This is a genomic window from Neisseria sp. DTU_2020_1000833_1_SI_GRL_NUU_006, from assembly GCA_032388755.1.
GTDB classification, from domain to species: Bacteria; Pseudomonadota; Gammaproteobacteria; order Burkholderiales; family Neisseriaceae; genus Neisseria; species Neisseria sicca_C.
This window is the reverse complement of sequence record CP135593.1, coordinates 1,855,488-1,867,859: the sequence shown is the minus strand read 5'-3', so window position 1 is coordinate 1,867,859 and position 12,372 is coordinate 1,855,488. Positions and strand designations below refer to the sequence as shown.

General features: G+C 52.5%; 7 protein-coding genes. 3 read left to right on the top strand and 4 right to left on the bottom strand.

What is annotated here, in order from left to right:
* Window positions 1–114: 114 nt before the first annotated feature.
* Entirely contained in the window at window positions 115–1,428 is a 1,314-nt protein-coding gene (locus RSJ68_09050; GenBank protein ID WNU96582.1) for an NCS2 family permease, read from the bottom strand.
* Window positions 1,429–1,662: 234 nt separating this feature from the next.
* Window positions 1,663–4,044: a YadA-like family protein gene (locus tag RSJ68_09045; GenBank protein ID WNU96581.1), complete on the bottom strand. Its 2,382-nt coding sequence runs from the start codon at window positions 4,042–4,044 to the stop codon at window positions 1,663–1,665.
* A gap of 664 nt (window positions 4,045–4,708) precedes the next feature.
* On the opposite strand from RSJ68_09045, the gene RSJ68_09040 reads away from it, so the two are divergent.
* Complete coding sequence (locus tag RSJ68_09040) at window positions 4,709–5,641, top strand: AEC family transporter (GenBank protein WNU96580.1); 933 nt, start codon at window positions 4,709–4,711, stop codon at window positions 5,639–5,641.
* Window positions 5,642–5,901: 260 nt separating this feature from the next.
* Here RSJ68_09040 and hemL read toward each other — a convergent pair whose 3' ends face one another.
* A complete protein-coding gene (gene hemL / locus RSJ68_09035; GenBank protein WNU96579.1) occupies window positions 5,902–7,185 on the bottom strand; it encodes a glutamate-1-semialdehyde 2,1-aminomutase in 1,284 nt (427 codons plus the stop codon).
* A 212-nt stretch (window positions 7,186–7,397) separates the two neighbouring features.
* Between hemL and RSJ68_09030 the strand changes: the two genes are divergently transcribed.
* Window positions 7,398–7,805 (top strand): hypothetical protein, encoded by a 408-nt coding sequence (locus RSJ68_09030; GenBank protein WNU96578.1) that lies wholly within the window; start codon window positions 7,398–7,400, stop codon window positions 7,803–7,805.
* A 202-nt stretch (window positions 7,806–8,007) separates the two neighbouring features.
* Window positions 8,008–9,336: a tRNA (N6-isopentenyl adenosine(37)-C2)-methylthiotransferase MiaB gene (gene miaB, locus RSJ68_09025; GenBank protein ID WNU96577.1), complete on the top strand. Its 1,329-nt coding sequence runs from the start codon at window positions 8,008–8,010 to the stop codon at window positions 9,334–9,336.
* A 237-nt stretch (window positions 9,337–9,573) separates the two neighbouring features.
* Here the strand turns inward: miaB and ileS are convergent, their stop codons facing one another.
* On the bottom strand, window positions 9,574–12,363 hold the full coding sequence (gene ileS / locus RSJ68_09020) for an isoleucine--tRNA ligase (GenBank protein ID WNU96576.1): 2,790 nt from the start codon (window positions 12,361–12,363) through the stop codon (window positions 9,574–9,576).
* Window positions 12,364–12,372: the final 9 nt, after the last annotated feature.

Genomic DNA, 12,372 nt, shown 5'->3' with positions numbered 1-12,372 from the left:
ATGGTTTATATATCTATTCAAACTGATATTAATTAAGTAAAGTATGAGCCACTAGTTATATATAAAAGGTCGTCTGAAAACTTTTTTCAGACGACCCTTTCTGCAAATGGACCATTAGCCTCCTAAATACCAGAATTTCAATGCCCACAATACGGAAACTATCCACACCATAGGTGGTACGTCTTTCACGCGGTTGCACAAGAGTTTGATCACTGCATAGCTGATGAAGCCGAAAGCGATGCCGTCGGCAATCGAGTAGGTGAACGGCATGAACACGATGGTCAGGAAAGCGGGAGCGGCTTCGGTCATATCGTCCCAGTCGATTTCACGCGCGCTGCGCAGCATTTGCGCACCGACGTAGAGCAGCGCGGGCGCGGTGGCGAAGCCGGGGATACTCTGCACTAGCGGCGAGAAAATCAGACACGCCAACATCAATACGCCGACGGTTACGGCAGTCAGACCGGTGCGGCCGCCTGCGGACACGCCTGCCGCGCTTTCGACATACGGCGTGGTCGAGGACGTACCCAGTGCGGCACCGGCGACGATGGCGGTCGAGTCGGCGAATAGGGCGCGTTTCAGACGAGGCAGTTTGCCGTCTTCCAGCAGGCCCGCACGGTGGGAAACGCCGACCAGCGTGCCGGTGGAGTCAAACAAATCAACCAGGAAAAAGACGAAAATCACGCTGATCATGCTGATTTTAAAGAGACCATTGAAATCCATCTGCATGAAAGTCGGCGCTATGCTCGGAATTTCTCCGACCACGCCTTTAAAATCGCTCAAGCCCAGTAGGGTGGAAATGGCTGTGATTGCCAGAATGGTCAGGATAATCGCCCCTTTGACGCGGAAATGCCCCAAAGCCACCACCATGGCGAAGCCTGCCAGCACCAAAAGCGCAGCAGGTTGGTGGATGTCGCCCAGCTTCACCAAAGTCGCGTCGCTGGCGACGATGATGCCGGAACCTTTGAGCGCAATCAGCGACAGAAACAGCCCGATACCGGCGGCAATCGACATTTTCAAACCCATAGGCAGCGCGTTCACCAGCATTTCACGCACTTTGAAAAAGCTGAATAAAATGAAAATGATACCGGAAACGAATACCGCGCCCAAAGCCACCTGCCAGGGCACGCCCATGCCTTTGACGACGGCGTAGGTGAAATAGGCGTTCAAGCCCATGCCCGGCGCGAGCGCAATCGGATAGTTGCCGATGAAGCCCATCACAAAGCAGCCGATGGCGGAAGCGATGCAGGTGGCGACGAATACCGCGCCCATGTCCATGCCCGTTTCGCCGAGAATCAGCGGATTGACGATGATGATGTAGCACATGGCGAGGAAGGTGGTCAGACCTGCCATCAGCTCAGTGCGCACATTCGTGCCGTTTGCGCTTAAATTGAATATGCGCTCCAGCACATTTTGATTTGAAGTAGTCATGATTTATGCTTTTCAAAAAAAAGGAAAATTTGCGGGCGGTATTATACTGAAAACGCCCTGTCGTCGGGTGAAAAATTGTCAACATTTCGTTTGAAATAGTTTGAGAAAAGGTCGTCTGAAAATCAGAGTTGGGTTTTCAGACGACCTTTGGGCATTTTTTCTTTCAAAGATTAAATGCATAAAAAACCCGCAGCCGAAGCTGCGGGTCAATTTAGGTCAGTTCTACGAAGAATATTACCATTCGTAGTTCAAACCTACGTTGTAAGATGCAGAGCCGCCTGAAGAGGTACCCACTGCAAGACCGGCTTTAGCTGCAAAGTTTTCATTGAAGCGATAACCTGCACCCACAGCAACTGCGGTATCAGATTTGAAACCACCCAAAGCAGCGGTAAGGTTGAATTTACCGACACTGTAAGGTTGGAACAGGCCGCTGAGGGCTGCTTGTGCTGCCAGACCTTGGCGGGTCTCTTTACGCAGGTTCGCTACGTTTTTATCCAGGCTATCGATGCGTGCTGAGTTTTTAGCAATACCTGCAGCGTGTTGACCATTTGCAGTTTGCAATGCAGCAATATCGGTTTTGTTAGTATCGATTTGCTTAGTATTGGCTGCAATTTGTACCGCATTGGTATCGGCACTTTCTTGAGCTTTGGCAGCAGCGGTTTGTGCAGTAGACGCTACATTATTGGCTGCAACAGCAGATGTTTGCGCTGCTTTGGCGTGGCTTTCAGCTGTTTGGGCAGATTTTTGGGCAATTTCAACAGAACCTTGTACTGCTTGTACTGATTTTTCAGCTTTAACCGCTGCATTTTTAGCAGTTTCCACAGCATCCTTATCGGCTTTAGTTTCGATTGCCGCTTTGTTGGCGTCAATATCTTGGCGGTTAACTTCTAAAGCTTCCATCGCTGCTTTGCCTGCCAACGCGAGATCACCAATGTCTTTATCCAGGCTGGTGATGGCATTGTTAAAGCCTTCGTTAGCTTCTTTTTGCTTTTCGAGTGCGGCAGTATTTTCAGCAATCGCCGCCTTATTGGTATCGATATCCTTGCGGTTCGCTTCCAAGGCCTCAGTTGCTGTCAGACCTGCTTGTGCCAAGTCAACGATGTCTTTATCGTGACGAGTGATAGCTGCGCTAGTCGCATCGCTCAGGGCAGTTACTTCGTCACCGATGTCGTTAACTTTTTTACCCATATCGGCAGTGTATTTTGCCAATTCCTCGAAGTCAGCTTTATCGGCTTTAGTTTCGATTGCTGCTTTGTTGGCGTCAATATCTTTGCGGTTGACTTCTAAAGCTTCCATAGCTGCTTTGCCTGCCAAGGCAAGATCACCGATGTCTTTATCCAAGCTGGCAATAGCAGTGTTGAAGCCTTCGTTAGCTTCTTTTTGCTCTTCCAATGCTGCTTTATTGGCATTCACATCTGCGCTGATGGCATTAACGACTTCAGCAGTTTTTACCAATGCTTCGCTGTTGTCGTTGACGGTTTCAGTCAAGTCACCCAAAGCTTCATCGTGCGTTGCGACAACTTCTTTCAAGCCCAACCCTTTGAACTCGTCGGCTTCAACATCTTCTTTGGCAGCTGTTTTGACAGATTTGATACCATTATTATCGGTAACGACGATTTCATCGCCTTCTGCAAAGCCGTTGAGGGCTTGAGCATTCTCAGCTGCTGCAAGAGCTGATTGTTCTGCAACTTTTTCTAAAGCTTCAGTCAGACCTTCTACGCCTTTGCTTGCCTTGTCAGCTTTTTCGGCAACTGCATCAATTTTAGAAGCAGCATCCACTGCGTTAGCGGCGGCATCTTTAGCTTCTTTTACTTTACTGTCAATATTGGCAGAAAGCGCGGTTACTTTATCTTCGGCGGCTTTAGCGGCGTCTTTGGCTTCTGTTACTTTGCTGTCAACATTGGCAGAAAGTTCGGTTACTTTATCTTCAGCGGCTTTAGCTGAAGTTTTGGCAGCAGCTGTCTCTTGTTCCAGAGTATCCACACGTTTATTTACTGCGGTTACGTCTTCGCTTACTTTTTCAATGGATTCGGAAAGCTCGGATGATGCTTTGGAAATTTCACTGTCCACTTCGTCAAATTTGGTAGAAATGTCTTTGCCCATTTCTGCAACTGATTCATTCAGCTTGTTCACACCCGTAGCAACTTCGGCAATACGAGTACCATTGGTGGTAATGGCAGTTTTCAGTTCTTCGATGGTTTCGTCTTGATCATCTAAAGCAGCCGCTGTTTCTTTTGCCAAGTTGTCAAGGCCGCCTGCCAAGCCTACACCTTTCAGGCTGTCGGCTTCGATATCTTCATTGGTGGCTTTACGGACGGTTTTGTTACCATTGGCATCAGTTGTGATGAAATCCGAACCGGAAGCAAAACCATTAATGGTTTGTTCTAACTCTAAGGTTTTCAAAAGCAGAGCATCGCTATCTTTTTTGAAAGTCAGCTTACCGGTATCTTTATCATATGTTGTGCCTTCGCCGAAGACAGTAAAAAACGCTGCTTGACCTTGATCGTCTTTGCCGCCAACCGCTGCTGCAAAGTTTTGTTCAGCCGCTCCCGCTGCGCCGCTTGCTACGGCTGCCGTAACAGCCATGCTCAATACTTTCACATTGAATTTTTTCATGTTTTTTTACCTTTGTATGGTGGGTGTAAGGACGTTGATGCTTTTCCGGCGGCTCCCCGTAAACTGTAAAAGGATGATGCCGTTTCGGACTGGAACTTAATAATCGCCAAGAAAAGTTTCAATGCATATTGTAAAAGTACGAAATTAAAAATCAAGGCTTGTGTCATTTTTTATGGTGAGAACAGGGGCGCATAGGCCTGTATTCTTCGATTTTTTGAAATGTATTTTGATGCAATAAATGGCAATAGAATAATAAGCATATGAAATATATGATATTTTAATTTGATTTTTGGTTTTTTTTGATGGGTATTACCTTGTTTGGTAGAAAATATTTTAAATTTCTATTTTTATCAATTTGTGGGGAAAAAGCGACGAACGGTATTTTAATTTGATTATTAGGATGCATTTGGCATTTTGCTACTACAAGTAAATGTTTTAATTTTTGTAAAGACTTCTCTTGCGTATGAGGATGATGTACTTGTTGTCGGCAAGGCTCTGGTATTCTGGCATAAGGCTTAAATAGGTTTCAGACGACCCTTTTGCTTTTTATTTATAGGGGTCTGCATAGAGATGGCGATATAGCTTGGAAAACCGGGGCTTTATGGATAACGAAAGCTGCGATTTGCTATAAAATTCCTTTTCTATATTCAGATACGGATAAGCTATGGAAACCGCCCTGCTCCTCGCCGGAAAAATCACCGAGCTGACCCTGATCGTCCTGATGGGCATGGCGTTGGTGAAATTCAAGCTTCTGACCTCCGAACACAGCCGCACGCTCTCCGTCATCGCGCTCTACCTCATCAGCCCGTCGGTGATGATTCACGCCTTCCAAATCGAGAACACGCCCGACATCATTGACGGGTTGAAACTCTCGGTCGCCCTCGCAGTCGTGTTCCACATCCTGCTGATCGCGCTGGGCAGGCTTTTCAAAACCCTTTTCAAGCTCGATACGCTCGAGCACGCCGCCACGGTTTACACCAATTCCGGCAACCTCATCATCCCGCTGGTGATGTCCATTTTCGGACCGCAATGGGTGATTTACACCAGCGGCTTCATCATCGTCCAAATGTTCCTTTTCTGGACGCACTTGCGCCTGCTGCTTTGCGGGCGCGGCAATCTTGCGTGGAAAACCGTACTGACCAACATCAACATCCTTTCCATCTTTATCGGCGTGTTCATGTTTGCCTTCCAAATCAAACTGCCGCACATCATCGACAACACGCTCGCCACCGTCGGCAGCATGATAGGTCCGGTCGCCATGCTCGTTGCCGGAATGTTGATTGCCTCGCTGCCGCTCAAAGAAATCGTCCTCTCCAAACGGATTTACCTCGTCGCCTTCCTGCGCCTGATACTTATCCCGCTGATTCTGCTGGTGTTTGTCAAAGTTTCAGGCATAGCCCGCTTGGGCGGACACAGCGATACCGTCGTCCTTATCAGCTTCCTCGCCACCGTCAGCCCCGCCGCGTCCACCGTTACCCAAATGGCGATGGTTTATGGTCAAAACGCCCGTAAAGCCAGCGCGATTTACGGCATCACGACGCTGCTGTGCGTCATCACCATGCCGCTGATGATCGCGTTGTATCAAGCGATGGTTTGAAAGGGTTGGGTAAAGAGAAAGGTCGTCTGAAAACCTAGATTTAGGTTTTCAGACGACCTTTGCTATGTATAGTGGATTAACTTTAAACCAGTACGGCGTTGCCTCGCCTTAGCTCAAAGAGAACGATTCTCTAAGGTGCTGAAGCACCAAGTGAATCGGTTCCGTACTGTCTGTACTGTCTGCGGCTTCGTCGCCTTGTCCTGATTTAAATTTAATCCACTATAAATCACACCTGCCTGCTTCTGCGGATGCGCTTCGCCTTATTTCGCCATTTCCGCAAACACTTGGTGCGCGGTGGCGATGGTTTTGTCAATCAGCTCGGGCGTGTGCGCGGCGGAGACGAAGCCTGCTTCGTAGGCGGACGGGCCGAAGGCGGTGTTGCGGTCGAGCATGCCGTGGAAGAAGCGTTTGAAGGCGTCGATATTGGAACGCGCCATGTCGCCGTAGTTTTGCGGGGCATGGGCGGCGAAATACAGGCCGAACATACCGCCCACGCTGTCGGCGGTGAACTCGATGCCGTGCGCTTTGGCGGAGGCGGCAAGCCCGTCGGCGAGGCGGCGGGTCAAGGCGGTCAGGTTTTCGTAGAAGCCTTCGCGCTGGATGATTTCAAGCGTTTTCAAGCCGGCGGCGACGGCAATCGGGTTGCCTGATAATGTACCTGCCTGATACACGCCGCCTAGCGGGGAAATGCATTCCATGATGTCTTTGCGTCCGCCGAACGCGGCAAGCGGCATACCGCCGCCGATGACTTTGCCCATCGTGGTCAGGTCGGGCGTGATGCCGTGCAGCGACTGCGCGCCGCCGAGCGCGACGCGAAAGCCGGTCATCACTTCGTCGTAAATCAACACGGCGCCGTGTTTTTCGGTCAATTCGCGCAGGGCTTTGACGAAAGCCTCGGTCGGGCGGACCAGGTTCATATTGCCGACGAAGGGTTCGAGGATGACGCAGGCGATTTCGTCGCCGTTGCGGGCGAACGCTTCTTCGAGTTGGGCGGTGTTGTTGTATTCGAGGACTAAGGTGTGTTTGGTAAAGTCGGCGGGAACGCCTGCGGAAGACGGGTTGCCGAAGGTGAGCAGGCCGCTGCCAGCTTTGACGAGCAGGCTGTCGGAATGGCCGTGGTAGCAGCCTTCGAATTTGATGATTTTGTCGCGTCCGGTAAAGCCGCGTGCGAGGCGGATGGCGGTCATGGTCGCTTCGGTGCCGGAGCTGACGAGGCGCAGCCGTTCGACGGACGGCATGATTTTGGCGATTTCTTCGGCGATGACGATTTCGCCTTCGGTGGGCGCGCCGAACGACAGACCACCCAACGCGGCTTCGCGCACGGCTTCGATGACTTCGGGGTGCGCGTGTCCGACAATCGCAGGCCCCCACGAACCGACGTAATCGGTGTAGCGCGTGCCGTTTTTGTCCCAAACATACGCGCCTTCGGCTTTTTTGATGAAGCGCGGCACGCCGCCGACGCTGCCGAATGCGCGGACGGGGGAATTCACGCCGCCGGGGATGATGGCTTTGGCGCGGTCAAACAGGATTTCGTTACGGTTCATAGCGGGTTCTTTCTGAGGTCGTCTGAAAAATAAGCGGTATTTTATCATCAGATTGCCCGCGCCAGCCGTTTCAGACGACCCCGAAAGCCCAAACCGCCACGGCGCAACGCCATATCTGAAAATGAAAATTGTTCTGTAAAAACAATCACTCTGTTCATATTTGAAGCGTTTGTGCTATAATCCGCACCCATTTATACCATAAAGAAAACATCATGTTACGCGGATTCATTTTAATGCTTACCCTTTTGGTTTCCACCGTCTCCTACGCCGCCCAGCGCAAGCTGCCGAGCGATATGGACGCGGCGGTTTTGAAACAGGTCGAACTGCCTTATCTGAAAGTGAGCCGTGGCGGCTTCTCATGGACGCGCCTCTTGACGCTGGGCCTTGCCGACGGCAATTCCGCCAAGCTGCAGATTACCCGTTTCACCAAAATCCACGACGAAAACGACCGCTTCATCCCGATGGGGCGACTGGCAAGTAAAACAGGCAAAACCATCGCCTTCAAACACAACGACACCAACGCCCTCGTGCGCGAAGTATGGGTTTTGACCGACGACGAAGCCTCCCGTTTTACCGCGCAAAAAGAAGTCCGCGACGAGATTAAGCAAGACGCGCAATAAGCCGCGGCCTGCCCGTTTCAGACGACCCAAACACACACCGCGTGGTTGGCTGTTGCAGCCGCAGCAGCGCAACCGCGCATTTTTGCGCCCTGACGAATCAGTGTTTCAGACGACCTGCCAAGCCTTCCCAAGGTCGTCTGAAATCAAGATTTCCATAACAATCAGCCCCGCAATTACGGGCTACCTGAGAAAGACACAAACCATGAAAAAAGTATTTATCCGCACCTTCGGCTGCCAAATGAACGAATACGACAGCGAAAAAATGCTCGCCGTACTCGCCGAAGAAAACGGCGGCATCGAACAAGTAACCGAAGCCGACGAAGCCGACATCATCCTCTTCAACACCTGCTCCGTGCGCGAAAAAGCGCAGGAAAAAGTGTTCTCCGACTTAGGCCGCGTGCGCCCGCTCAAAGAAAAAAATCCCGACCTCATCATCGGCGTTGCCGGCTGCGTCGCCTCCCAAGAAGGCGAAAACATCATCAAACGCGCGCCTTATGTGGACGTCGTCTTCGGCCCGCAAACGCTGCACCGCCTGCCCAAAATGATTGTGGATAAAGAAACCAGCGGCCTGTCGCAAGTCGACATTTCCTTCCCCGAAATCGAAAAATTCGACCATCTGCCGCCCGCCCGCGTAGAAGGCGGCGCAGCATTCGTATCCATCATGGAAGGCTGTTCCAAATACTGCTCGTTCTGCGTCGTCCCCTACACCCGCGGCGAAGAGTTCTCCCGCCCGTTGAACGACGTTTTGACCGAAATCGCCAACCTTGCCCAGCAAGGCGTGAAAGAAATCAACCTCTTGGGACAAAACGTCAACGCCTATCGCGGCGAAATGGAAGACGGCGAAATCTGCGACTTCGCCACCCTGCTGCGCATCGTCCACGAAATCCCCGGCATCGAACGTATGCGCTTTACCACCAGCCACCCGCGCGAGTTTACCGACTCGATTATCGAGTGCTACCGCGACCTGCCCAAGCTGGTGTCGCACCTGCACCTGCCGATTCAGAGCGGTTCCGACCGCGTATTGAGCGCGATGAAACGCGGCTACACCGCCTTGGAATACAAATCCATCATCCGCAAACTGCGCGCCATCCGCCCCGACTTGTGCCTGAGCAGCGACTTCATCGTCGGCTTCCCCGGCGAAACCGAGCGCGAGTTCGAGCAAACCCTGAAGCTGGTGAAAGACATCGCCTTCGATTTGAGCTTCGTGTTTATTTACAGCCCGCGCCCCGGCACACCTGCCGCCAACCTGCCGGACGACACCCCGCACGCCGAAAAAGTGCGCCGCCTCGAAGCCCTGAACGAAGTCATCGAAGCCGAAACCGCCCGCATCAACCAAACCATGATCGGCACCGTACAACGCTGTCTGGTTGAAGGCATCTCCAAAAAAGACCCCGACCAGCTCCAAGCCCGTACCGCCAACAACCGCGTGGTCAACTTCACCGGTACGCCCGATATGATCAACCAAATGATCGATTTGGAAATCACCGAAGCCTACACCTTCTCCCTGCGCGGCAAACCGGTCGAAGCGTAAAGCCGTTCCGTCATAGCAAAGGTCGTCTGAAAACCTGTATCTTGGTTTTCAGACGACCTTTTTTCAGATGACCTGAGAGTCTGTCGATATTCAATAATTTCTGTATCTTTTTGTTCTTAAAGCGGCATCTTCTGCGTTGGAAATTCTCGCAAGGTATCCAATCTTGCTGCGGTTTCCAGCTTGATTTTGCCGCTTTTCAAACAAAAATCCACTTCGAAAATCAAATGTCGGCAGCACTTAAGCGTAATGCCGCTCTTCGCCTTTGCCGTCCACATTCTCGGCGCAGCGTTTGCAGATGGTTTCATGACCTGCGACTGTGCCGATGTCGTGGGTGTAGTGCCAGCAGCGTTCGCATTTTTCGCCGTCGCTGGCTTTGGCGGTAACGGCGAGTTCGCTGCCGGTTTTGACTTCGACTTTGGACACCAAGAGGGCAAAGCGCAATTCTTCTCCTAAGGCGTTCAGGTAGTCGGCGGTGGCTTCCGGTGCGGTGATTTCGGCTTCTGCCTGCAAGGACGAACCGACGGTTTTGTCGGCGCGCAAAGGCTCGATGGCGGCGGTTACGGCTTCGCGGGCTTCGCGGACTGCCGTCCATTTTTTCACCAGTTCGGCTTCGGCTTTTTCGTTGATGGGCGGGAACTCGTGCCAGGTGTGGAAGAGGACGCTGTCTTCTTCGCCGCCGCCGATGATGTCCCACGCTTCTTCGCCGGTGAAGCACAAAATCGGTGCAATCAAGAGAACCAGGCTGCGCGTGATGTGGTACAAGGCGGTTTGCGCGCTGCGGCGGGCGTGGCTGTCGGCTTTGGTGGTGTAGAGGCGGTCTTTCAGGATGTCGAGGTAGAACGCGCCCAAGTCTTCCGAGCAGAAGGCGACGATGTCTTTTACGGCGAAGTGGAAGGCATAGCGCGGATAGAAGTCGCCTGCCAGACGCTCTTGCAGCTGACGCGCCAACACTAAGGTGTAGCGGTCGATTTCGACCATGTCTGCCTGCGGTACGGTGTGTTCGAACGGGTCGAAATCGCTGAGGTTGGCAAACAGGAAGCTCAAGGTGTTGCGGATGCGGCGGTAGCTTTCGGTGACGCGTTTGAGGATTTCTTTGGAAATCGCCAATTCGCCGCTGTAATCGGTGGATGCCGCCCACAGGCGCAGGATGTCCGCGCCGAACTCGTTATAGACTTCTTGCGGCGCGACGACGTTGCCGATGGATTTCGACATTTTGCGGCCGTTTTGGTCAACCACGAAACCGTGGGTCAGAAGCTGTTTGTACGGAGCACGTCCCATGGATGAGGCGCAGCCGGTCAGCATGGAGGATTGGAACCAGCCGCGGTGTTGGTCGCTGCCTTCGAGGTAGAGGTCGGCAGGCCAGTCCAATTCTTCGCGCTGTTTCAAGACGGAGTAATGGGTCGAACCGGAGTCGAACCATACGTCCATCGTGTCGGAAAGTTTGTCGTAGTTTTCGCAATCTTCCGCGCTCAGCAATTCGCTTTTATCGAGGGAGAACCATGCTTCGATGCCTTTTTCTTCGATTTTCAGGGCGATTTTTTCCAAAAGCTCGGCGGAGTTCGGATGCAGCTCGCCCGTTTCTTTGTGGACGAAGAAGGTCATCGGCGTGCCCCAGTAGCGTTGCCGCGAAACGACCCAGTCGGGGCGGCCTTCGATCATGGCTTCGAGGCGTGCGCGACCCCAAGACGGGAAGAATTCGGTGTCGTCCACGGCTTTGATGGCTTTGTCGCGCAGGGTTTTGCCGTCGCTTCCGGCTTTGTCCATGCCGATAAACCACTGACCCGTCGCGCGGTAAATCAGCGGGGTTTTATGGCGCCAGCAGTGGGCGTAGCTGTGTTCGATTTTGCTGCTTGCCAAGAGGTTGCCGGTTTCTTCCAACCATTGCAGGATGACGGGATTCGCTTCCCAAACGCTCATGCCTGCCACGCGCGGCGTTTCGCTGATGTATTTGCCTTCGGCGTTGACGGGGTTGTAAAGCTCGATGCCGTATTTGTTGCAGACGGCGTAGTCTTCCAAACCGTGCGCGGGGGCGGTGTGCACCAAGCCGGTACCGGCGTCGGTGGTAACGTGTTCGCCGTTGAGCATGAGAATATCGCGTTCGAGGAACGGATGGTTCATGTGCAGGTTTTCCAGCTTGTCGCCGGTGGTTTCGGCGAGGACGCTGAGGTCGTCTGAAAAACCGTAACGTTTGAGCGCATCTTCCGCCAAATCTTTCGCCAATACCAATTTGCCTTTGGGCGTATCGATTAATTGATACACCACGTCCGCACCCGCAGACACGGCTTGGCTCGCAGGCAGCGTCCAAGGCGTGGTCGTCCAGATGACGGCAAACGCTTTGCCTTCGATGCCGGACAAACCGAATGCGGCGGCAAGCGCGGCGGTGTCTTTAAACGGATAACCAACGTCAATCGCAGGCGATACTTTGTCTTTGTATTCCACTTCCGCTTCCGCCAGCGAAGAACCGCAGTCTAAGCAGAACTGAACCGGTTTTGCACCGCGGTAGAGATAGCCCGATTTGTAGATTTCGCCGAGCATACGCACGGTATCGGCTTCAGTTTTGAAATCCATGGTCAGGTAAGGATTATCCCAATCACCCAACACGCCCAAGCGGATAAAGTCTTTTTTCTGGCGGGCAATCTGTTCGGCGGCATATTCGCGGCACAATTCGCGGAAACGCGCTTTGGGCATGTCTTTGCCGTGCAGCTTTTCCACCATCACTTCGATGGGCAGGCCGTGGCAGTCCCAGCCCGGCACATAAGGCGCGTCGAAACCGGCTTGGGTTTTGCTGCGGATAATGATGTCTTTGAGGATTTTGTTGACGGCATGACCGATGTGGATGTCGCCGTTGGCATACGGCGGGCCGTCGTGCAGGATGAATTTCGGACGGCCTTTGGCGATTTCGCGCAGTTTTTGATAGCGTTTGTGCTCGTACCAGCTTTTCAGCCACGCAGGCTCGCGCTTGGCGAGGTTGCCGCGCATCGGAAACGGGCTTTCGAGCAGGTTTACGGTTTTGCTGTAATCGGTCATGTTGTGATT

Bases quoted from the DNA above. Each gene is read 5' to 3' on its own strand.
- RSJ68_09030 (WNU96578.1), top strand. From the start codon at position 7,398: ATGTTACGCGGATTCATTTTAATGCTTACCCTTTTGGTTTCCACCGTC.
- miaB (WNU96577.1), top strand. From the start codon at position 8,008: ATGAAAAAAGTATTTATCCGCACCTTCGGCTGCCAAATGAACGAATAC.
- RSJ68_09040 (WNU96580.1), top strand. From the start codon at position 4,709: ATGGAAACCGCCCTGCTCCTCGCCGGAAAAATCACCGAGCTGACCCTG.
- RSJ68_09045 (WNU96581.1), bottom strand. From the start codon at position 4,044: ATGAAAAAATTCAATGTGAAAGTATTGAGCATGGCTGTTACGGCAGCC.
- hemL (WNU96579.1), bottom strand. From the start codon at position 7,185: ATGAACCGTAACGAAATCCTGTTTGACCGCGCCAAAGCCATCATCCCC.
- RSJ68_09050 (WNU96582.1), bottom strand. From the start codon at position 1,428: ATGACTACTTCAAATCAAAATGTGCTGGAGCGCATATTCAATTTAAGC.
- ileS (WNU96576.1), bottom strand. From the start codon at position 12,363: ATGACCGATTACAGCAAAACCGTAAACCTGCTCGAAAGCCCGTTTCCG.